Origin of the sequence: Pseudoalteromonas sp. P1-30 (assembly GCF_001400005.1) — a bacterium.
GTDB classification, from domain to species: Bacteria; Pseudomonadota; Gammaproteobacteria; order Enterobacterales; family Alteromonadaceae; genus Pseudoalteromonas; species Pseudoalteromonas atlantica.
In genome coordinates, this window is record NZ_LKBC01000001.1 from 313,966 (window position 1) to 336,688 (window position 22,723).

General features: G+C 41.2%; 20 protein-coding genes. 12 read left to right on the forward strand and 8 right to left on the reverse strand.

From position 1 onward, the window contains the following. Positions 1–225 precede the first annotated feature (225 nt). Positions 226–504, forward strand: coding sequence for a peptidylprolyl isomerase (locus AN395_RS01385; protein ID WP_004588770.1), 279 nt, complete (start codon positions 226–228; stop codon positions 502–504). 67 nt (positions 505–571) lie between these two features. On the opposite strand, the gene AN395_RS01390 is transcribed toward AN395_RS01385, so the two are convergent. Beyond that, positions 572–916, reverse strand: coding sequence for a TonB family protein (locus tag AN395_RS01390; RefSeq protein WP_029771693.1), 345 nt, complete (start codon positions 914–916; stop codon positions 572–574). Between the two features lie 106 nt (positions 917–1,022). After that, positions 1,023–1,754, reverse strand: a complete 732-nt coding sequence (locus AN395_RS01395) for a MauE/DoxX family redox-associated membrane protein (protein ID WP_054981817.1) — start codon at positions 1,752–1,754, stop codon at positions 1,023–1,025. A gap of 285 nt (positions 1,755–2,039) precedes the next feature. Here AN395_RS01395 and AN395_RS01400 point away from each other — a divergent pair, with 285 nt between their 5' ends. Further along, a complete protein-coding gene (locus AN395_RS01400) occupies positions 2,040–2,489 on the forward strand; it encodes a hypothetical protein (RefSeq protein WP_054981818.1) in 450 nt (149 codons plus the stop codon). A gap of 310 nt (positions 2,490–2,799) precedes the next feature. Further along, complete coding sequence (locus AN395_RS01405) at positions 2,800–3,657, forward strand: immunity 49 family protein (protein WP_054981819.1); 858 nt, start codon at positions 2,800–2,802, stop codon at positions 3,655–3,657. Between the two features lie 56 nt (positions 3,658–3,713). Here the strand turns inward: AN395_RS01405 and AN395_RS01410 are convergent, their stop codons facing one another. The 5 genes from AN395_RS01410 to AN395_RS01430 all read right to left on the reverse strand — a co-directional run bounded on the left by AN395_RS01410 (position 3,714) and on the right by AN395_RS01430 (position 7,601). Beyond that, positions 3,714–4,373 (reverse strand): DsbA family oxidoreductase, encoded by a 660-nt coding sequence (locus AN395_RS01410; protein WP_054981820.1) that lies wholly within the window; start codon positions 4,371–4,373, stop codon positions 3,714–3,716. Positions 4,374–4,483: 110 nt separating this feature from the next. Continuing rightward, positions 4,484–5,704 carry a Xaa-Pro peptidase family protein gene (locus tag AN395_RS01415; RefSeq protein WP_054981821.1) on the reverse strand — a complete coding sequence of 407 codons (1,221 nt, stop codon included), beginning with the start codon at positions 5,702–5,704 and terminating at the stop codon, positions 4,484–4,486. 158 nt (positions 5,705–5,862) lie between these two features. After that, on the reverse strand, positions 5,863–6,474 hold the full coding sequence (locus AN395_RS01420) for a flavin reductase family protein (protein ID WP_054981822.1): 612 nt from the start codon (positions 6,472–6,474) through the stop codon (positions 5,863–5,865). A 9-nt stretch (positions 6,475–6,483) separates the two neighbouring features. Next, positions 6,484–7,206 carry an SDR family NAD(P)-dependent oxidoreductase gene (locus AN395_RS01425; RefSeq protein WP_054981823.1) on the reverse strand — a complete coding sequence of 241 codons (723 nt, stop codon included), beginning with the start codon at positions 7,204–7,206 and terminating at the stop codon, positions 6,484–6,486. After that, positions 7,203–7,601, reverse strand: coding sequence for a thiol-disulfide oxidoreductase DCC family protein (locus AN395_RS01430; protein WP_054981824.1), 399 nt, complete (start codon positions 7,599–7,601; stop codon positions 7,203–7,205). Before AN395_RS01430 ends, AN395_RS01425 begins: the two co-directional genes overlap by 4 nt. A gap of 120 nt (positions 7,602–7,721) precedes the next feature. On the opposite strand from AN395_RS01430, the gene ppc reads away from it, so the two are divergent. After that, positions 7,722–10,367, forward strand: coding sequence for a phosphoenolpyruvate carboxylase (ppc, locus tag AN395_RS01435; protein WP_054981825.1), 2,646 nt, complete (start codon positions 7,722–7,724; stop codon positions 10,365–10,367). Between the two features lie 108 nt (positions 10,368–10,475). Further along, the gene (cdd, locus tag AN395_RS01440; RefSeq protein WP_054981826.1) at positions 10,476–11,402 is read left to right on the forward strand and encodes a cytidine deaminase; all 927 of its coding nucleotides are present in this window, start codon (positions 10,476–10,478) and stop codon (positions 11,400–11,402) included. An 81-nt stretch (positions 11,403–11,483) separates the two neighbouring features. Here the strand turns inward: cdd and udp are convergent, their stop codons facing one another. After that, positions 11,484–12,239: a uridine phosphorylase gene (gene udp / locus AN395_RS01445; protein WP_004588758.1), complete on the reverse strand. Its 756-nt coding sequence runs from the start codon at positions 12,237–12,239 to the stop codon at positions 11,484–11,486. A 435-nt stretch (positions 12,240–12,674) separates the two neighbouring features. Here udp and AN395_RS01450 point away from each other — a divergent pair, with 435 nt between their 5' ends. The 7 genes from AN395_RS01450 to AN395_RS01480 all read left to right on the forward strand — a co-directional run bounded on the left by AN395_RS01450 (position 12,675) and on the right by AN395_RS01480 (position 22,703). Then, positions 12,675–13,784: an arginase family protein gene (locus AN395_RS01450; protein ID WP_054981827.1), complete on the forward strand. Its 1,110-nt coding sequence runs from the start codon at positions 12,675–12,677 to the stop codon at positions 13,782–13,784. A gap of 120 nt (positions 13,785–13,904) precedes the next feature. Continuing rightward, the gene (locus tag AN395_RS01455) at positions 13,905–14,615 is read left to right on the forward strand and encodes an ABC transporter substrate-binding protein (protein ID WP_024031933.1); all 711 of its coding nucleotides are present in this window, start codon (positions 13,905–13,907) and stop codon (positions 14,613–14,615) included. A 115-nt stretch (positions 14,616–14,730) separates the two neighbouring features. Next, positions 14,731–16,011: a hemolysin family protein gene (locus AN395_RS01460; protein ID WP_024031932.1), complete on the forward strand. Its 1,281-nt coding sequence runs from the start codon at positions 14,731–14,733 to the stop codon at positions 16,009–16,011. Positions 16,012–16,269: 258 nt separating this feature from the next. Next, positions 16,270–17,439, forward strand: coding sequence for an efflux RND transporter periplasmic adaptor subunit (locus AN395_RS01465; RefSeq protein WP_054981828.1), 1,170 nt, complete (start codon positions 16,270–16,272; stop codon positions 17,437–17,439). A 12-nt stretch (positions 17,440–17,451) separates the two neighbouring features. Then, positions 17,452–20,586 carry an efflux RND transporter permease subunit gene (locus tag AN395_RS01470; protein WP_054981829.1) on the forward strand — a complete coding sequence of 1,045 codons (3,135 nt, stop codon included), beginning with the start codon at positions 17,452–17,454 and terminating at the stop codon, positions 20,584–20,586. Further along, positions 20,583–21,998 carry an efflux transporter outer membrane subunit gene (locus AN395_RS01475; RefSeq protein WP_054981830.1) on the forward strand — a complete coding sequence of 472 codons (1,416 nt, stop codon included), beginning with the start codon at positions 20,583–20,585 and terminating at the stop codon, positions 21,996–21,998. Before AN395_RS01470 ends, AN395_RS01475 begins: the two co-directional genes overlap by 4 nt. Positions 21,999–22,076: 78 nt before the next feature. Next, positions 22,077–22,703 carry a TetR/AcrR family transcriptional regulator gene (locus AN395_RS01480; RefSeq protein WP_054981831.1) on the forward strand — a complete coding sequence of 209 codons (627 nt, stop codon included), beginning with the start codon at positions 22,077–22,079 and terminating at the stop codon, positions 22,701–22,703. Positions 22,704–22,723: the final 20 nt, after the last annotated feature.

Here is a 22,723-nt window from a genome sequence, read left to right on the forward strand (position 1 = left end):
TTTATTGCCAGTCATGAAAAAAGTAAAGCACCACGAATTAGAAAAGTAACTAGCTTGAGCCCACTCTCGGACCCTAGCTATAGCTGCTTAGACCAAATATCAGGTTTTGTGAATTAAAGCGTGCTATTGGGTGACGCCAATTATTTGATTGGTCAGCTATAAGTAGATGCTAGGTTTAGGTGGCTGTGCTAAAATCGCCGCGTTTTAAATTATCAGGGTTTTGAAATGGCAAGCACAGCGCACGCACTCCACATATTGGTTAAACACAAAGAAATAGCAGAAGACATTATTAAGCAATTAGGTAAAGGTGCCAAGTTTCAAACCTTAGCTAAAAAATACTCGTCGTGCCCATCAGGTAAAAAAGGCGGTGACTTAGGTGAGTTTAGACGTGGGCAAATGGTTCCACAGTTTGACAAAATAGCCTTTAATGGCGCTATTTTAGAGCCACATTTAGTTAAAACTAAATTTGGCTGGCATGTAATTAAAGTGCTTTATCGTACTTAATAAGCTCTCTGTCAAATACTAAAAAGGCTGCACACTGCAGCCTTTAAGATATAACCTTACCCGATTATTAATTATCCAAATTAAACTCAATTGTCATTTCTAAGTTTTTATCAGGTACAGCAACACCATTAACAACTTTAGGTGAGTATTGCCATTTAGATAGGGCACGTTTGGCTTCGCTATTAAACACTTGTTCAGGTTTAGCGTTAATAACTTTAATATTATTTGGGCGCCCATAACTATCTACATCATAAGACATGGTAACAAAACCTTCTGTTTTGTTACGTACCTCTGCAACAGGGTATTTAGGGGGAACTGTTGATTTTACTGTTGCGGTAGGACTGTCTTGAAGTGGAGTTGTAGTACAGCCAGTAATGATTAGAGCGGCAATTATAGACAGTAAGTATTTCATTTTAATTCCTTTTATTATTTAGTTAGTCCCCTTTTTTACACTAAAATACCAGTCATGTAAAATAATCCGCTTAGTTATCAAGCCCATTATTTAACCTGAATTAAGGTTATTTAATAAACATCCAGATACCCGCCGCAATCATAAACAGGTTTTCGGTCAGAGAGACAAACCCCAGCGGTACATTACTATCTCCGCCAACACAGGCACATTTAAGCTCTCGTTTGTCTATGTAAACAGCCTTAATCACCGACACGGCGCCAACACCCCCAATAAATAAAGAAATTGGTGCAACAATATATGCTGAAAGCCCTGCAATCATGCCAATACTTACAAATGCTTCTAAAAATGGATACACATAAGCATATCTCACTACTTTCATCGCAAATAAATCATAGGTTATAAAAGAATTACTAAAGCTGTATAAGTCGCGTAATTTTTGAATAGCCAGTACGCCCATTGTTAACGCGACAAACAGCATAACTGTATGCATTGAAAAAAGTGCAAAGCCAGTCGAGTAGCTAAATGCAAAGGCAAGCAATAGTGTAACAGCAAAAATGGCCGTTACGGGAGTATAAGTAGTACCTTGTTGGCCAGGCTCCGATTTATTAAAGTAAGCGCGCAGGTCGTCATACCCGCCAATGCGTTCGTTATCGATAAATGTTTGTGGTGTGGTATCAACATTGTACTTTTGTTGAAATGCATCGGTTTCTTCGCGCGAAGTCAGCGGCTTATCATCTACCTTATAGCCTTTTCGCTTAAGTAAATCTTTTGATTTGAGTCCAAATGGGCAAATATGCTCATTAGTTACCATTCTGTATAATGTTGCTGACTTAGCCATGTGTACTCCTTACTTTAAATAGTTAATTTATTTGTGCAGACAGTACAAATGTAGGTTTCAACATTGTTGGTCGCTTTGAAAAAAGGGTCTAAATAAATGTAATTTTTACCTATCATTCGCACAAAATTATCTCACAGAGCATGTAATAATTTTCTTTGCTAATAATGCACTTATAATGCCAGTGTAAAAATCTATTCGTGTAATGTTAATTGTGGCAAAGGAACAAATAGTAGATATGTTCCTATATTAGAAATTAACCATAAGCAATATCAACTACCTATTATTATGAAAAATACAGTCACGCTAATAAAATCTAAAGGTGTAGGGATAGGAGCTATCGCTATATTAGCAGGGCTCGTTTTAGCGTTAGGGGAGCTTACTAGTCTATTCACTCATTTACCAACATACGAAGGTGGCTTTAACAAAGTAGCAGGGGAGATGATACTGACAATTAGCTGCTTAGCCAGTTTGTATATAGTTTATAAATATTTTCGATTGGCTAGAGTTATTAAAATAAACTTAATAACAGAGCAGGTAACAATAAATAATAAATCCCTCATAGGCTTTTTAGAAATATCGATTAAGACTTTCGAAAATACGCATCGCTGCGCGTTAATAATTAAAAATACTGAGGAGGAAATACTCAAGTCAGGGGCGCTCTATTACTGCGCTAGTAAGGATTACTTAATCAACTACAGCGGCGAATATTTGCATATTACAGTTGAGAACCAATAGGGCTACAATGTGCAGCCTTATTTAGTTTTAAACTTGTCTTGTCCTGAAATGTGTAAACAGATTTCAGGACAAGACACTTTGAAAGAGATTGGTGACTATTTTCAATTGCACTATTCTCGTGTAAGTAAAATAGTGTCAAAAAGAAAGACCTGACCACCCTATTTACACAAGCCTTGGGCAACACTTTGCAAGCATTTGATAGTTATTCTGATAACATTGAATTTCGTAAAGTGCAACAGAAGTTTCAAACTGGCAGTAGTTTAAAACCAACGTTTGACGTGACAAATTACACCATTGGAAAGATTCAGTTATGAGCGATTTAAAGTACCACAATGACCACTATAAATTAGTGAACTTGCAAAATGCCTTTCATATTCATTTAGATACTTATAACAATAGGTGGCAGCGTTATCTCGAGCTAGAGCCCGCGATTTATGAGGAGCCGCAGGCACGGTTAAACTCTGACGCAATGGATTGTATAAGTCTAAGCTTTCATGCACAAAATGCAGAAAAAGGGCTTGAGGGCGCGTCTATTATGCGCTTTGGCCTAGATTTATTACATGCGCACTATAATTTAGTGTCAAACCCCGGGCAGCGCCATATTTTTACTTTAAAAGGTCACGTATTTCGCTTAGAAGGTCATTCTGAACATCGCTTAATCATGGTTGATGATTGGTTACTGCAATTAAGTTTAGCCCTGTGTTTAAGAGATGCTGATGCGACTGAGCTAATCTGTCGATGCGAAGAAAGTTGGCTTGAGTACCCTGATGCCCTTGACTTCGCACTCCTAAATTTTGTGCGAAATATATTTGTACAAGACGCAGACCAAACAGTGTTATTACGCGAGGTAATGGAAAAATCAGGCCCTGAGCATGTTGATGAATTTAGAGCGCCTTATGTGAACATGCTTTTCTTGCCTTATTTGGATGTGTGGGTAGCGCTTTTATCAAACGATGAAGCTCATTATAAACGGGCAATCTACAAGGCTATTGAATTACATTATACATTCTACAATGACCCACCTGAGGGCGCAGTTACGTGGACAGGCGATGTAGCTCTGCTAATAAGCGCAGTGGCTAGCCTTGCCTATGATAAACATGGTTGGCAAGTGCCCGACACCCCTTACCTGCCAAAGTGGCTAATTTATAAAGAGTTTGAAAATGCTTAAATTAGCATTGTTTGGCTACGAGGCTGCATATTGCAGCCTTTAATTTTGCTAGCTAACTAAACTTCTTGCTTAGCCTCTTCTTCACTAATTTGTTTTAGTGCTTGAATAAATGAGTCGCTTGGTTGTCCGCCACTGATTGCATATTTATCGTTGATAATAAATGTAGGGACTGAGGTAATACCGAGTTGTTTAAAGCGGTCTTGCTCTTGGCGTACTGTTTGAACGTATTTATCTGAGTGTAAAATACTACGCGCCTGTTCTTTATCAAGGCCAACACTTTCTACTACATCAAGCAGTGCCTCTTCTTGATTTAAGTATTTTAAATCGGTGAAGTGTGCTTCAAACATGGCAAGCTTTAATTCGGTTTGCTTATCTTCTTCACGCGCCCAAGTAAGTAGGCGGTGTAAATCAAAGCTGTTGATCATGATGCGCTCACCATCAAAATTAAAGGTAAACCCGGCACGCTGACCTGCTTCGAACATGTTTTTACGATTTTCATCGCCTTGTTCTTCGCTTAGGTTGTATTTTTGCATTAGATGCTCGTTTAAGTTTTGACCTTCAAGCGGCATGTCAGGATTTAGCTCAAAAGGATGCCACGTAATATCTGCACTCATCTCGTCTTTAAGTTGGCCAAGCGCTGTTTCTAGGTTTTTGTAACCTATTACGCACCATGGGCACATTACGTCTGACACGATATCAATTTTAAAGTTTTTCATATTCATCCTTTTGCGGATTGCTTTTGTATAACAAACGATATTGGGATGAAGTATGCATTATCAATCCTCAAACTAAAAAGAGCAGCTAATGGCTGCTCTTTATAAAGGGTTTAAGCGTTAAGCCCAAACGGGTCGTCAATACTATAACTTGGCTGTGTAAACCAATGTGGGCCGTTGTCGGTCATATAAAAGTGATCCTCCAAACGCACACCAAATTCATCGGGTATAACTAGCATTGGCTCGTTACTAAAACACATGCCAGGTGCAAGTGGGGTTTTGTCTCCACCGACTAAATAAGGCCATTCGTGAATATCTAAGCCAATACCATGGCCCGTACGATGCGGGCAGCCCGGTGTTTGATACTGTGGCCCCAATCCGTGAGCCGCTAAATAGTGACGAGCGCCTGCATCAACTGCTTCACACGTAGCGCCAATTTTTGCAGCACTAAAAGCGGCGAGTTGCGCTGCTTTTTCATGATCCCAAAACATCCGTTGTCGCACTGTTGGCTCACCAAATACATAGGTGCGGGTTATATCTGAAAGGTAATCATGCACTTTGCAACCGGTATCTATTAATACCATATCGCCTTTTTTAAGCACTTGCGCATCTTTAACGCCATGTGGAAATGAGGTCGCCACACCAAACAATACAATGCAAAAATAGTTACCGGGGGCACCTACCTTTTGATGCGCTTTTTTAATGAAGGCTTCCACCTCTGTGGTGGTAATACCTTCATATAGCATACTTGCGGTTGCTTGATGTACAGCTAAAGTCATATCCATTGCGCATTGCATGAGCGCTAATTCGTTTGCCGATTTATGCATGCGGCAATGTGCAGTAACGCTCTGTGCATTAACTATATTTAGGCCTTTTTGCGCTTTGTTTATACCGTCGAATATAAAAAACTGTGCACTTTCATCAATGCCTATTGTGGCATTGTCATTAATGTTGAGCTGCTTGAGTACACTTACAAATAACGCATATGGACTTTCGTGTTCTTGCCAGCCATGAATGGGGCCTTCAATCACTTTAAAGCCGTTTAGGGTGCCAATTTCAAAATAAGGGGCTATGTATTGTACATCGCCTATAGCGGGTAAAATGGCGCCAACCATGCGCTCACTTGCATACCACTTCATGCCTGTAAAATAAGTAAGGTTTGTACCTGCATTTAAATAAATTGCATCAATATTATTTGCTTGCATGTAAGCTTGTGCTTTTGCAATGCGCTGTAAATATTCATCTGCTTGAATAGGGTTTACATTGGCGGTCATATTGCTTAATCCCGCTAATGCTTGCTCGCTTGTGTGTGTACCAACGCCTAGTGTGGCCATAAAAGTCTCCTTGGTTTCAATACCAAGCTGCATAAATTCTTGAGCAATTTAACAAATTAAATTTCACTAAAATGTTAAAAAGGCCCAATAAGCAGATTGGTGTTAGGCATTGTGTTTAATATAAAAGCATAATTCAATATTATGCGACAACATGCATGCTAAGGTTTTTTAGCGTAAGGTAAACGCGATAATTTATTGCTAGTGTGGTAGCTATCAAGCCCTGTTACAGCCACTGTTTCAATGGCTTGTAAATCTAAAAAGCCATCACTTTGTAGCGCAGCTTCATCTAAATAAACATCGGTAATTTCACCTATAACCAGCTCGGTGCCATTAACGGCTAAGTGTTGGTGCTCAACGTATTTTACAGAGTATTTTAATCGCGACTCTTGCACAAACGGGGCTGTAAATTCATTTAGGTATTCTGGCGTTAAACCTGTTGCGTCAAACTCTGACTCGCCTTTATCGTAGCGAGCTGATGTTTGATGAGCTTGCTTATATATGGCCTTATTAACTTGGTTAATGGTGTAACAGCCGGTTTCTATGATGTTTTCAAACGTATGGCGAGGCACGCTATTAGGGCGCATTATCATACCAACTAATGGCGGGTGAGCCCCTAAATGAATAACCGAGCTAACAATAGCTACATTTTTATTGCCTTGCTTATCTTGCGTGCCAATTAAGTTGGCGCTTTTAAAACCCGAAAGAGAATTAATTAAATGAGTACGAGTGTGTTTTTCAAGTGCGTTTATGCGCTCTTTAGTAAAATGCATTAAAGGTCCTTACCAGGGTATGGCTTCGCCTTGCCAATCTAAATAGGCGGGCTCACCGTTAAGTTCTAAATGAGGGTTATTAAACGTAAGTGTAAAAAGCTGTTTAGCTACAAACTCAGCGCTAAAAAGCTTATCCGCAGGTATGTTTTTTTGAAATGGTTTTGAAAGCGCTGTATCGGTAGTGCCCGGATGAAATAACACCAGTTTAGTATTTTTAGCTCGGCGCGCCAGTTCTACCGCTGCGGTTTTAAATAGCATGTTTAAGGCCGCTTTAGATGCGCGGTATGTATACCAACCGCCTAATTTATTATCGTTAATACTGCCCACACGCGCACTGAGCGCCGTTATAGTGCACTGCGTTTTATGTGTTAACAGCGGCAAAATGCTTTGTAAGCACAGCAAGGGAGTGAGTGTGTTGGAATTAAATAATTCGTTAAAATAGTCTGCGTTTAGCTCTTCTAGCTTTTTTTCTGGCATGTGGGTTTTGTTGTGTAAAGTGCCATTAAACATAACGACTTGTTGAATATCGGCATTTTGCTCTTTTAAGTAAGTTGTAACCTTGGCTAAGCTTTGCGCTGTGTAATCGCTCTTTAGGTAAACAACATTACTATTTGTATCTGCCTTTTTTGAGCTAACACATATAACTTGCACTGTGGGGGCATTTATTTGTAGGTGCTCAATATAAGCTTGTGCTATTGCGCTGCTGGCACCGAATAAAACAATTGTTTTCATTGTTTGTCCTTTGTATTAACAGTGCATTGGCCGTTTAAACAGGAGGCGTTTGGCATGAGAAAACGGCTTATTTTTTGTCTGTGTTTTGCAAAAAACACATAGGCGGCATCAGCGAAGTAGCGAATTATTGGCAAGCGAAAAATTTTCAACCAGCGGTATTTTCCTACTGTTTTCCACGCTTGATAGGTAACATCTAAGCCGTAAATCATCTCGCCAGTTGGTAACTGTGCATGCAATATAGCCATGGCCTTGTTTTTATTAACACTTGGATAACGTGCGCTAAAATCGTGACTATTAAGGTCTTCTAAAACAATTTTATGTTTAGTATCAGCATCTTTAAGGTGCTGCATTTCGGTATTGCAAAGCGGGCAGTTGGCGTCGTAAAAAATGATCATAAAAGCCGTTTTCTAATAATTTACATATAGCTAATTACGATTCACTAATGCAAATGGATCTATTAAATCTGTGCTCATGATGATATTAATAGCATTCCATGAAACAAAGGAGACTGAGAAATGAGTGAACAATATGCCGCCTTGCGAGGTAATGTTAATTTACTTGGGCAGCTACTAGGACAAACTATTAAAGATGCCCAAGGCCAAGCGATTTTAGATAAAGTAGAAGAAATTCGTGCTTTATCAAAGTCATCTCGCAGTGGTAACGAAGACGACAGACAAGCGCTAATTGAGGTACTACATGCGCTTAGTGATGAAGAGCTTTTACCGGTTGCCCGTTCATTTAATCATTTTTTAAATTTAGCTAATGTAGCAGAGCAGTTTCACACTGTTTCGCGTTTTAATGATGTTGGTTTTTGCCAACTAAACCCTCTCACTCAAACATTAAAAACGTTAACTGCAAAAGCAAAAGAAGGCCAATTAGATAGTAATCATCTGGCCGAAACACTCTCAAAACTCCACATAAACTTAGTATTAACCGCTCACCCAACCGAGGTGACGCGCCGTACAATTATTAATAAGCACGTAGAATTAAGTGATTGTTTAGCCTCGCTTGAGCGCAAAGACAATTTACCACAAGAGCGTGAAGCTATTTTAAACCGTATCGCTCAGCTTATCAGCCAAGCATGGCACACCGATGATATTCGTCGTTCTCGCCCAAGCCCAGTTGATGAAGCTAAATGGGGATACGCTGTTATTGAAAACAGCTTATGGCATGCTGTGCCACGCTTTTTACGTGAGTTTTCAGATCAAGTTAAAGAGCATTTAAATTTAGAGCTTCCGATTGATTACAGCCCCATTGAGTTTACCTCTTGGATGGGCGGAGACCGTGACGGTAACCCATTTGTAACCGCACAGGTAACACAGCAAGTACTTGACCATGGTCGTTGGATGGCGCTTGATTTATACAGCCGTGATATTGACACGCTAAGCGCAGAGCTGAGCATGTCAGATGCAAGCGATGAGCTAATTGAGCTGGCAGGACAAGACTTTGAACCTTATCGCGCTGTACTTAAAAAGCTTAAAAACCAAGTCTCTGAAACAGTGGTGCATTTAGGTGCAAAAATTAAGAATAAGCGCAGCGATTCAGAAGACTTAATCACTGATATAAATCAAATCAAGCACCCAGTAGAGGTGTGCTATCGCTCTTTATTAAAGTGCAACATGAAAGTTGTCGCCGATGGTTTATTACTTGATTTACTGCACCGTATAAATAGCTTTGGCCTGCGTTTGGCAAAACTTGATGTACGCCAAGATTCAGACCGCCACAGCGATGTGTTTTCTGAGCTTACACGCCACCTAGGCTTAGGTGATTACAACCAATGGCAAGAGCAAGATAAGCAAGCATTTTTGCTTACCGAGCTTAACTCACGCCGTCCGCTTATTCCTAAAAACTGGCAACCAAGTCCAGAGGTGCAAGAAGTACTCGACACCTTTGATGTAATAGCTAAGCAAGATGAAAAAACATTTGGCTTGTATATTATTTCAATGGCGCGTACCGCCTCTGACATTTTAGCTGTACAACTGCTTTTAAAAGAAAGTGGCTGTCAGTTTGATTTACCAGTAGCGCCTTTGTTTGAAACGCTTGACGATTTAAACGCTGGTAGCGATGTAATTACCACGTTGCTTGATAACGTATGGTACCGCGGGCATATTAAAAATACCCAAAATGTCATGATTGGTTATTCTGATTCAGCTAAAGATGCCGGCATGATGGCCGCAGGCTGGGCACAGTACGAAGCAATGGATAAACTAGTGCAGCTTGCCGATGAGCGCGGCATTGAACTTGTTTTATTCCATGGTCGTGGTGGTACGGTAGGGCGCGGTGGTGCACCTGCTGCACAAGCATTGCATTCACAACCGCCTGGTTCATTAAAAGGTGGCTTGCGTGTAACTGAGCAAGGCGAAATGATCCGCTTTAAGTTTGGTTTACCCGATGTAGCACTGCAAAGTTTAAATATTTACGCCGGTGCCGTACTGCAAAGTAACTTATTACCACCGCCAGAGCCTAAGCAAGAATGGCGTGAAGTGATGAAGTTGATAAGCGAGCAGTCGTGCGATCACTACCGTAATGTGGTTCGCCATGATGAAAACTTTGTTCCTTACTTTAGAATGGCAACGCCTGAGCTAGAGCTGTCTAAATTACCATTGGGCTCGCGTCCTGCGAAACGTAACCCAAATGGTGGGGTTGAGAGCTTACGTGCTATTCCATGGATTTTTGCATGGAGCCAAAACCGTTTAATGTTACCTGCATGGCTTGGTGCATTAACAGGCTTAAAAGCGGCACTCGATAAATACGGCATAGAAACACTGCACGAAATGAGCCTGCAATGGCCATTTTTCAGAGCACGTCTTGAAATGCTAGAAATGGTATTTAGTAAAGCCGATAGCTGGTTAAGTGAGCATTACGATAACGCGCTGGTGGAAGATATGTACAAACCACTAGGTACTTCGTTACGTAAAGAGCTAGAAGAAGCAATTAGCTTAGTGCAATCGCTTAGCCCACAAAATAGCTTATTGGCAGATCAACCATGGATAAAAGAGTCGATTGCGCTGCGTAATCCGTACACCGATCCGCTTAATGTACTGCAAGTTGAGCTGCTGCGCCGTTCGCGCTCAAGCGATAAAGTAAGTGAAGGTGATATTGATAATGCATTAATGATCACTATGACAGGTATTGCTGCAGGTATGCGCAATACTGGTTAGTCTACTTTAACTAAAAAATAGGGGGGCACAGTGTGCCCCCCTTTTTTTGCTGGCATTTAGGCGCCTAACCTTTTAAACTACTTAGCCATTAAATAATTATAATATGTTATGGCATCAGCAATTTTTACTGTGCAACAAGACACAGCACTCACAAATTCACATATCTCACTAAGCGTTACGCAAACTCAAGCATTACGCAGCCAATTAAAAGCCCAGCGCGGTATTTTACATCCTAACGATATTAGCCAATTATGCGCGCAACTTAATGTATCTGATGACGCGTTATTACAAGGTTTAGTGCCTTTAGCGTCTGGATTTTCGGTGGCTCCTGTTTCTCATTTTCATGTGGGAGCTATTGTTAAAGCACTTGATGAGCAAGGTGATATAAATTTTTATTTTGGTGCGAATGTCGAGTTTGATCACCAAGCGCTTAGTTTAGTCGTGCATGCAGAGCAGTCGGCGATTAACAATGCGTGGTTAAATGGCGCAAAAAAAATACTAAAAATAGCAATTAGCGATGCCCCATGTGGTTATTGCAGGCAGTTTATGAACGAACTGGCTGATGCAAAAGAGTTTGATATTTTACTACCAGAGCAACATTTTAAATTAGCTGATTTATTACCGCATTCATTTGGCCCCACTGATTTAGGCAACGATTTTAGCCTGTTTAACCCAAAACAGCAGCAACACACATTTGCAGATACAACCCTTGATGAAAAACTAGCAGCCATGGCGCTAATGGCCTACGTACCTTACAGTAACAACTTTAGCGCAGTTAAAATAAGCACCTTTAATAATGGTGACTTTTACGGCAGTTACGCAGAAAACGCGGCTTACAGCCCAAGCCTTTCGCCACTACAAAGTGCGCTTAGTCAATTGTTTTTAGCGGGTCTTAGCTTTAACGATAAAACGATTAAAGCTATTACACTGTTAGAAACCCAAGGCCATGAAAACCAAGGGGGAGTAGCACGTGCGGTACTTGCAAGCTTTAGCAATTTGCCAGAAATAGAAGTGATTAGCGCAAAGCTAAGGTAACCAGAGCTCAGGGTAAGCTAAAAACAATAAAGCACAGCAATTGCTGTGCTTTATGCGTTTTATTAAAGCGCTAAAAAGGCATTAGCCTAATAGTACTTTTGCAGCTTCTAAAACCACAGCCACAGATTTTTTCTCAATTTCACCGTGATCAACGTTTGGAATTTCTTGGCGAGTACGGTTAACCAATACACCGGCAACACACGCCGCTTTAAGGCCTAGCGCTGCACACATGGTAAATAAGGTAGCAGACTCCATTTCGTAGTTCATCACGCCTAGGTTTTGCCACTCTTCACAGCTACCTTGTAATGACTTAGGTACATAACCCGAATGCGTATCGTAACGCTCTTGCCCTGGGTAGAATGTGTCGCTTGAGGCAGTAATACCAATGTGGAAGTCGATATCTAGGTTTTTACACGCTTGCACCATAGCTTGAGTCGCAAAAAAGTCAGATACCGCAGGGTAGCTAAGTGGTGCAAAGTGTTGGCTTGCGCCATCTAAACGCACAGACGCTTGGCTTACTAAAATATCACCTTCATTAATATGTGGCTGAATTGCCCCAGTAGTACCAATACGTAAGAAAGTACGTACGCCAAGCTGTGCCAGCTCCTCTACAGCAATAGAGGTTGAAGGGCCGCCAATACCGGTTGAACAAATCACCACAGAGTGACCATTTAACTGGCCTAAATAAACATGAAACTCACGTGTTTGAGCAAGGCAGGTTGGGTTGTCTAGGAATTGAGAAATGCGTGCAGCGCGATCTGGGTCACCAGGGACAATAGCAAGCTCAGCCCCTTTTAAATCGTCAATACATAATCCTAAGTGAAATACCTTTTCCATAACTAAGCCTTTTTATAAAAATTTGTTGTCAATCTAGCATCATTACGGCAAATGTAAACTAAGTACAGGACGTATGTCCGATGTTGAAAAATACTTATAAATGATGGCTTTATTCATTCACATTGAATATTAAATCAAAGGCTTAAAGTTCGTTAAAAGGCGGGTGGTTGACTTGTTTATTGAGAGTCTATATGTATTGATTATGGTGATAATTTAAATTTATCAATACGTGGTTTAAAGAGTTTTTAGTTATTTAATAACAAACAGTTACGGTTTTATTTTAGCTTTTTTTTAACGGCTTTTATATAAGCGCATAAATAATGCTTGAGCAATAAGTGAGCGCATTGCGCGTTATTTGCAAATAGGCCGATAATTTTAGTTTTTGCATAACTAATCAAAACCGCATGAATAAAACACACAAGTATAGGATTTATTATGAGCACACAATTTGACGCGTTTAAACGTAAAGTAGAGCACTGTTTATGTGCACCTGGCGATGGTGTATTTACAGTTAATACCGCGAAAGAGCGTAAAGCGGCATTACGTAATAAATTGTATGGGCAAAGCGAAAATGTTGATGTTTTGTGGCGCGATTCTTTAACACAATTACCCGAATCTCCTCACAAAGCGGTTATGTTAGGTATTAGCTCAGATTGTGGCGGCGGTATTTTACGTGGCGCAAACTGGGGGCCATTATTTTTACGCTCAGCCTTGATTGATCAGCAAACCCAGTGCCGCTCTTTTGATTTAGGTGATGTACGCGTTATCCCGCATTTATTACATGATAAATACTTAAACGACGCCACTATTTCAAACTGCCAAAAAGCCCTATACGGCGATAAAAACGATGATTACTACGTAAGCCCGCTTTCTATTACCGAAGATGTGTGTGACAGCTTTTACGCCACATTTAAAGATAAAGGCATATTTGGGATTGGGGGCGATCACTCAATTAGCTACCCGCTAACTAAAGCGTATTTAAAAGCTAAGCGCGAGCAAGGCAAACGTACCGCTATTATTCATTTTGATGCGCATACCGATTTATTAGTAGAGCGCTTAGGGATAGATTTATGTTTTGGCTCGTGGTGTACGCATATATTAGAGTTTTTACCTGCACCGCATCATTTAATCCAGTTTGGTATTCGCTCAAGCGGTAAACCTAAATCGCACTGGGAAAGCACCTTTGGTGTAAAACAACATTGGGCTAATGAAATTATAGAACGTGGTGCAAAAGCGGTTGCAGATGAAACCATTGCGCAGCTTAAAGCCGATAACGTAGATGAAGTGTATGTAAGCTTTGACATAGATGCACTCGATGCCGAATTTGCCTCAGCGACGGGTACACCAGAAGAAAACGGATTAACCCCGCAACATGCACTGGATATTTTACAAGCTATTGCCGATGAGTTTCCAATTACTGGCGCCGACATGATGGAAATAGCGCCATTTACCGACAGCTCATTAGTAGGCCAAGCAAGTTCAGAAACAACATTACGTGAAGGCGCTAAAATTTCAGCGTTCTTAATTAGTGCAATGAATAAATAGCAAGTTAGTCTTTAAAAAAATCTAGTCCTATCAGCGTATAGGGCTAGGTTAAAAACTAGCGGTTCGGTTACCCTCGGCTATAGTTGGTGTATATCTGTTTTAGTTTTGAGGCGAAGCTAAATGAAGCTGTACTTATTTTTGTTGTGTTTTGCATGCATAAGGCTCAATGCAGCTGAAATTACAATAGTGACCGAAGTATTCCCCGATTTTCAATACATTGACGAAAACAACCAACTTGCAGGGCGCTCTGTAGATAAAGTGAGAAACGCGCTCGCCAATACAGATATTAAATACACTATGTTAGCGCACAGTTGGGCTGTGTCTTATAACGCGGTATTAAGAGATACGAATACCTGTATATTTTCTATTGTAAGGTTACCTAAGCGAGAAGATAAGTTTAGCTGGGTGGCTGAGCTTGAAAGTTTTGACTCTGCTATTTATGCCCTTAAATCACGAAACATTCGCTTAAAAACGCTTAACGACGCTAAAAAATATAAAACAGCGGTGCTTAGGGATAATTTTAGCCACCATTATTTGCTAGAGCGTGGCTTTAGTGAGGCTAAAAACTTATTGATAATTGATAGCTTAGACAAAATAGATAAATTAATAAGTACACGGCACGATATTCTCGACTTTGTTATTTTAAGTAAAAAACAATTTAACTACCGCGCACAGTTTGAGCCAAAGCTTAAATTATTAGAGCCTATATTTACGCTCAATACACAACACTCCCCCCTTTACTTTGCGTGTAATAAAAACATGCCGCAAAGCCTACAAGATAGACTTGCGCTGGCATTCGATGAAGCAAAAAAGAAAAATAAACAACGCTAATTCAATGGCTTATTAATTAATCCTGTAAAAGCATAAATATAAATTGCCGCGTTTAAAAAAGCGTCTATAATCAGCTGCTTTTTATTGAAAAAGCGCTAACTTTTTGGAGCGTTAAATGGGTGATTTAATCGGGATTAGCTTATTGATCTTGATCAGTGCGTTGTTTGCCATGTCGGAAATTGCTATTGCAGCGTCGCGTAAAATTAAACTGCGGGTAATGGCTGATGAAGGCAGTGATAACGCGGCCGCGGTATTAAAACTGCAAGAAAACCCTGGGGCGTTTTTTGCGATGATCCAAATTGCCTTAAACGCGATTGCTATTTTAGGCGGAATAGTAGGCGAACAAGCGCTATCGCCTTATGTACAAAGTATCTTGGTGCTTTTTTATCAAGGTGTACACCTTGAAAAAATTAGCTTTTTATTTTCGTTTTTTACCATTACCTCGCTGTTTATATTATTTGCCGATTTAATGCCAAAGCGTTTAGCGATGATCATGCCCGAAGCGGTGGCTGTGCGTGTGGTAACAATAATGCGATGGGTTACTTTTGCACTTACGCCATTAGTAATGTTTTTTAATGGTTTAACTAATTTTGTACTGCGTTTATTTAAAGTACCCGCAGAGCGAGAAGATATTGTTACCACCGAAGACATTGTGGCGATGATGGATGCGGGCGCAGAATACGGCAGCTTACAACAACAAGAGTATGAGCTAATTGGCAATGTGTTTGAACTTGAAGCACGCTTTTTATCAAGTGTAATGACCCCACGCGACCAAATAGTTTATTTTGACTTAAATGAAAGCAGCCACGATATAGCCACCAAAATTATTGAAAACCCCCATAATCATTTTTTAGTGGTGTCGGGAAATTTAGATAAATTACGCGGCTCTGTTGAATCAAAAGATATACTACGACAAGTACTAAAAGGTGAGCCAGCTAATATTGAGCAAGAGCTGATTGAAACAGACGTGTTTTATTTACCTGAAACCCTAAGCCTGTCTGAGGCACTAAATGCATTTAAAAGTGCTGCAAAACCGTTTGCTGTGGTAGTAAATGAATATGCCTTGTTAGTCGGTATTGTTACCGTAAAAGATTTAATGAAAGGGTTTATGGGAGATTTAATTACCCATCAAGGCGATGAACTTATTATTGCCCGCGATGAGCACTCATGGTTAGTGGATGGCTTAACCCCGATTTCTGATTTAGCAAAAGTATTAGGCATTGAAGAGTTTCCCGATCAAATGCACTTTGAAACCGTAGCTGGCTTTTTAATATACACAATGAAGCGTATACCTAAACGTGCTGAGCACTTTACCTTTAATGGCTTTAAATTTGAGGTGGTTGATGTTGAGGGCATAAGGGTTGAGCAATTATTGGTGTCTCGTATAAATAAATAGTTATAAATTTGTATTAAAGCCAAGCTTAGCTTGGCTTTTTTGTTGCAGGTTAATAAATAACGCACCGCAATAAAGTTTATTTTTCATACTTGTCCGTTTTATTTTTCATCAAGTTAACACCTTCTACAACCTATGGCGTAGTTTAATTTTGCAACTGTAAGTTAGTGTAAATTTGCACCCGTTTTAATTTATTCTCGTTTAGATTTACTTTAGAATGATCGTTCACTCTAGACATAAATAGACTAAAAGGTATTTAACATGCAGCGTTCTCGCATCGCTTTATTTGTATTAACAGCCCTCGTTGGATCTGTTGCTTTAACAGGTTGCGACCAAGCAGCTGACTCGCAACAAGCTTCAGCTCCACAAGCAGTACCTGTTGGTGTAATTACATTAAAAAGCCAAGCGCTTACACTAAAAAAGGAGCTTCCCGGTCGCATTAGTGCTTTTCAAATTGCGGAAATCCGCCCGCAAGTAAGTGGCATTGTGCAATCGCGTTTATTTAAAGAAGGTGCTCAAGTTAAGCAAGGCCAAGCGCTTTATCAAATTGACCCCGCTACGTTTGAAGCTGACCTAGCAGCAAGCGAAGCAGCTGTGGCCCGCGCTGAGGCAAGTATTGCCAGCACTAAATCAAAAGCGTCGCGTTATAGCGAGCTTTTAAAAATTAAAGCCGTAAGTCAGCAAGACTTTGACGAAGCAGATGCAGCGCAAAAGCAAGCGCAAGCAGAGCTATTAACGGCAAAAGCACAGCTTAAATCGGCGCAAATTAACCTAGATTACAGCCATGTATCTTCTCCAATCAGTGGCCAAATTAGTAAATCGAGCGTTACTGTTGGTGCGCTTGTTAGCGCTAATCAAACAACAGCACTGGCAACAGTGACCCAGCTTGACCCTATTTATGTTGATTTAACCCAATCTAGCAACGAGCTAACTCAACTTAAAAAAGCTATTTCTTCAGGTTCATTGAGCGTTGATTCACAATCGCAAACAGATGTTGAACTGCAAATGGAAGATGGCTCAACTTACCCACTTAAAGGCACGTTACAGTTCTCTGAAGTGACAGTAGACCCAAGCACAGGGTCGGTTACCTTACGCGCTAAATTCCCAAATCCTGATAAGTTATTATTACCGGGTATGTATGCACGTGCCTCAGTGGTTGAGGGCGTAAAACAAGACGCTATTTTAGTGCCGCAACGTGGGGTTAGCCGTAATACAAAAGGCGAGCCAACAGCCATGGTTGTTAGCAAAGAAAACACCGTTGAAAGCCGCGTTTTAAAAGTAGACAGAACGATTGGTTCAAACTGGTTAGTAACCGACGGGCTAAGCGATGGCGATAAAGTGATTATTGAAGGATTACAAAAAATTCGCCCTGGAGCGCCGGTAACACCGACTGAAGTTTCACCATCAGCAACAGCTGACAAAGCGCAATAACGGAGAGTTTTAATGTCACGATTTTTTATCGACAGACCCATCTTCGCATGGGTACTTGCTATCGTGGTTATGCTTGCAGGTGTTTTAGCTATTCAAAGTTTACCAATAGCTCAGTACCCGTCAATTGCCCCGCCGGCAATTAGTATTACTGCAACATACCCGGGCGCATCAGCACGTACCCTAGAGGATACGGTTACCCAAGTTATTGAGCAAAAAATGAAAGGCCTTGATGGTTTGCTATATATGTCATCGACTTCTGAGTCGAGTGGTTCAGCAACCCTTACGCTTTCATTTAGCGCCGAAACTGACCCGGATATTGCACAGGTACAAGTGCAAAACAAGTTAGCCACAGCCACCCCTTTGCTACCTGAAGAAGTGCAAAGGCAAGGTGTATCGGTGGCTAAGTCTGCACGTAACTTTTTAATGGTACTGGGTTTTGTATCAAAAGATGGCAGCATGACGAATATCGATATTGGTGATTATGTGTCATCTAATGTTCAAGATATTGTTTCGCGTGTTGAAGGGGTAGGTGAGGTTCAGCTGTTTGGTTCTCAGTATGCTATGCGTATTTGGTTAGACCCAGCTAAGCTGCAAAACTACAAGTTAACCCCTGCTGATATTAGTGCATCAATCAGTGCTCAAAACGCCCAAGTGTCTGCTGGACAATTAGGCGGCATGCCTGCGGTTGAAGGTCAGCAACTTAATGCTACCGTTACTGCACAAAGCCGTTTACAAACAGCAAAAGAGTTTGAAGACATTATAGTTAAGGCAAACGCCGATGGCTCGTTTGTACGCCTTGAAGATGTAGCCCGTGTAGAGCTTGGTGGTGAAAGCTATCGTGTTGTAGCGCGTTACGATGGACAACCAGCATCGGGCTTAGGTATTAAGCTTGCCAGTGGGGCAAATGCACTCGATACCGCAGAAGGTGTAAAAGCTGCTATTGAAGAGTTAAAAGCGTTTTTTCCTGAAGGCTTAGATGTTGTTGTTCCTTATGATACTACTCCGTTTGTTTCGTTATCGATTGAAAAAGTAGTGCATACATTGATAGAAGCAGTTGTGCTGGTATTTGTTGTTATGTATCTGTTTTTACAAAACTTCCGCGCTACGCTTATTCCAACTATAGCTGTACCTGTGGTGTTGTTAGGTACTTTTGGTATTTTGTACGCGTTTGGCTATTCAATAAATACATTAACCATGTTTGCGATGGTACTTGCCATAGGTCTACTGGTTGATGATGCGATTGTTGTAGTAGAAAACGTTGAGCGTGTAATGAGTGAAGAAAAACTCTCTGCGCTTGAAGCAACACGTAAATCGATGGATGAAATTAAAGGCGCGCTAGTGGGTATTGCCATGGTGCTGTCGGCTGTATTTATTCCGATGGCGTTCTTTAGTGGGTCTACCGGTGTTATTTATCGTCAGTTTTCTATTACGCTGGTATCAGCAATGGGGCTATCGGTATTAGTAGCACTTATTTTAACACCTGCATTGTGTGCCACGCTTTTAAAGCCTAGCCACGTGCATGATAATAGCTCGATGTTTGGCCGTTTTTTCAGTGGTTTTAACCGCGGGTTTGATAAAACAAATGCCGGCGCGCAAAGTTTTGTAAGCCGTATGATCCGCTTATCTAAGCGCTACCTTTTATGTTATGGCCTTATTGTTGCGGGCATGGTGTATATCTTTTCAAGCCTACCTACAGCGTTTTTACCTGATGAAGACCAAGGTATTTTGTTTAACCAGGTTTCACTGCCTGCAGGCTCAACTACCGAAGAAACATTAGAAGTGGTTAAAAAAGTAGAAAACCACTATTTAAACGATCAATCTGAAGCTGTTAACGGTATTTTTACGGTAACCGGATTTAGCTTTGCAGGTTCTGGTCAAAACTCAGCAATAGGGTTTGTAAACTTTAAGCATTGGGATGAGCGCGAACGTGATGATTTATCTGTGCAAGGTGTGGCAGGTAAAGCAATGGGCTATTTCTCAACGATTAAAGAAGCGTTTGTGTTTGCTTTCCCGCCGCCAGCCATTGTTGAGCTAGGTACTGCAAATGGTTTTAATATTTTCTTACAAGACAGGGTTGGACTTGGCCACGATGCTTTATTAGCAGCGCGTAATCAATTACTTGGTTTAGCGAGTCAAAGCCCAATTTTGGCGGGTGTACGCCCTAACGGACAAGAAGATATGCCCGAGCTGCAACTTGATGTTGACCTTGCTAAAGCACAAGCACTGGGTGTGTCTCAGGCTGATATAAACAGCACGCTATCAACTGCGTGGGGTAGTAGTTACGTTAATGACTTTATTGACCGTGGCCGCGTTAAAAAGGTCTACCTTCAAGGTGAAGCGCAAGGACGTATGGTGCCAGAGGATTTAAACAAGTGGTATGTACGTAATGACAGCGGCGATATGGTGCCATTTTCAGCCTTTGCAAGTTCGTATTGGACTTATGGTTCACCACGTCTTGAGCGTTATAACGGCTTTTCAGCAATGGAAATTCAAGGTACTGCTGCACCAGGTTACAGTACTGGCCAAGCAATGGATGAAATGGAGCGCTTAGTTAAACAACTTCCTAATGGAATTGCCTCTGAGTGGACGGGTATTTCGTTTCAAGAGCGCTCTAGCAGTGGCCAAGCCCCGTTACTTTACGGTTTATCGCTATTGTTTGTATTTTTATGTTTAGCAGCGCTTTATGAAAGCTGGTCTGTACCGTTTGCGGTTATGCTTATTGTGCCATTAGGTATATTTGGTGCGACGGTTGCCGCGGTAATGGCAGGTTTATCTAATGATATTTACCTTCAGGTAGGTTTATTAACCACCATAGGATTAGCCTCTAAAAATGCAATATTAATCGTAGAATTTGCGATTCATAAAATGCAAGAAGGCCTAGGGTTAGTCGATGCGGCTATTGCAGCAGTACGCTTACGCTTACGTCCAATATTAATGACCTCAATGGCCTTTATTTGTGGTGTTATACCGCTTGCTATTGCCTCAAGTGCCGGTTCAGGTGCGCAAAATGCACTGGGTATTTCGATTATAGGTGGTACGCTTGCCTCTTCTATTTTAGTGGTGGTATTTGTGCCGTTATTCTTTGTTTTAGTTCGTCGTGTATTTCCAATGAAAAACACCGACGATAAAAAGGAGAGCGCACAATGAGCATTAAACGCTTCACTTTAAGCGCAATTACATTAGTTGTTTTAAGTGGCTGCCAACTAGCCCCTGAGCAAAAAGAGCTTGGTTTACCAGTGCCAGATACTTATGTATCTGACACTGAGCAAGCAGCAGCGCAACAGTTACATTGGCAGCAATTTTTTAATGATGAAAAATTGCAAACCTTGATTAGCTTAAGCCTTGAGCATAATAAAGATATGCAAATAGCAGTATTAAATGTGCAGCGTGTACGCGGTTTGTACCAAATTGAAGATTCAGGCTTATATCCTTCATTAGATTTTAATGGTGGGGCTACGCGCCAACGTTTACCGGCTGACTTAACCAGTACGGGTGAAGCAGGTATTAGCTCACAGTACAGCGCAACGGTCGGTATTACCTCTTATGAATTAGATATTTGGGGTAAGGTACGTAACCAGTCTGAGCAAGCCCTGCAAAACCTCTATAACACTGAGCTTACACAATACAGCACGCAAATTTCACTCATTGCTGAGCTTGCTAATGCTTGGTTAAACTACGCAACTGACTTACAGCTATTAGAGCTTGCTAAAGAAACATTAAGCTCGCAGCAGGAGTCGCTCTCGCTTACGCAAAAAAGCTTTGATTTAGGCGCTACATCGGCAATTACGCTTGAGCAGCTTAAAAGTACGGTTGCCACTGCAAAAGTAGATATAGCAACATATAAACGCTTGTTAAAACGTGATAAAAGCGCGTTAGATTTACTGGTAGGGCGCCCTGTATCGAGTGATTTATTACCGACAAACTCGTTAACTAATTTACTGGATTTACCAGAAGTACCTGTTGGTTTACCCTCTGATTTATTAACGCAGCGCCCTGATATTAAAGCCGCTGAGCACGCTTTATTAGCCGCTAACGCGAATATTGGTATAGCGCGTGCGGCGTTTTACCCAAGCATTAGCTTAACCGCGACTGCGGGCAGTACGTCTAGCGATTTAAGTGGCTTGTTTGATTCAGGCTCAGGGACGTGGAGCTTTGTACCGTCAATCAACTTACCAATTTTTACTATGGGACGTAATCAGGCAAATCTTGATGTGGCAAAGGCCGATCAAGAAATTGCGGTGGCGACGTACCAGCAAAAAATTCAAAATGCGTTTCGTGAAACCGCCGATGCATTAGCAGATAGAGAAGGCTACAAAGAGCAACTTGATGCCCTTGATATGTTAATTAGTTCGCGTCAGCTAACGTACGATTTATCAAAAATGCGTTACGAAAAAGGCGCTGATAGCTACCTACAGGTACTTGATGCACAGCGTACGTGGTACTCGGCTCAACAGCAGTTAATAACAGGTCAGCAGGCTTACCTTGCCAGCCAAATTAATTTGTATAAAGCTTTAGGTGGCGGCTGGAATATAGCTAAAACACCTGTGCAAGAGCAGTAAAATGAAAGGTGTTGTTAAGTTAAGCTATGCAATGAACTTACGCTGTATTAAGTATGCGCTTAATACCGGAGTAGGGTTATGAGCACGAAAGCTAAAAGGCATACAGACCCAGCATTAGCACAAGCTAGGCGAGAGCAGGTGCTTAGTGCTGCCTCAGAGTGTTTTAAACGCAAGGGATATCATGGCGCAGGCATGGCCGAAATATCCCGTACTGCAGGCATGAGCGCTGGGCATATATATAACTACTTTGAAAGCAAAGAGGCAATAATTGAAAGTATTATTGCTAAAGACATGGAAGAAATGTTTTCTATCTTTCAGAAGTTTGAAGATCACCCAGGTGATGTTCTGCAAGCGCTTATAGATGGCTTAAACATTGGTGTACAAAGGCATATGGATACCGGTGCCTGTGTGGTTGATTTAGACATGATGGCGGAAGCGGGTCGCAATAGTAAAGTGGCCTCGCTTTTACGAGATATGGATATTCAAGCGCGGGGGCGCATGCGCCAACTACTCACCAGTGAACGTAGTGCACTTAAAGATACTGATGAACACGAACTTGAAAGCCGCATTAACGTTATTTTTTCGATGATGGCGGGGTTACTGCTTCGTAAGATGCTCTACCCTGAACTCACCGAAGAAACGGTGTTAATCGCGCTAAGGCCTGCGATGAAAACCTTGCTCATGCCGTTTGATAAAACCAAGTAATAGAAAACTAAAAAGCGAGT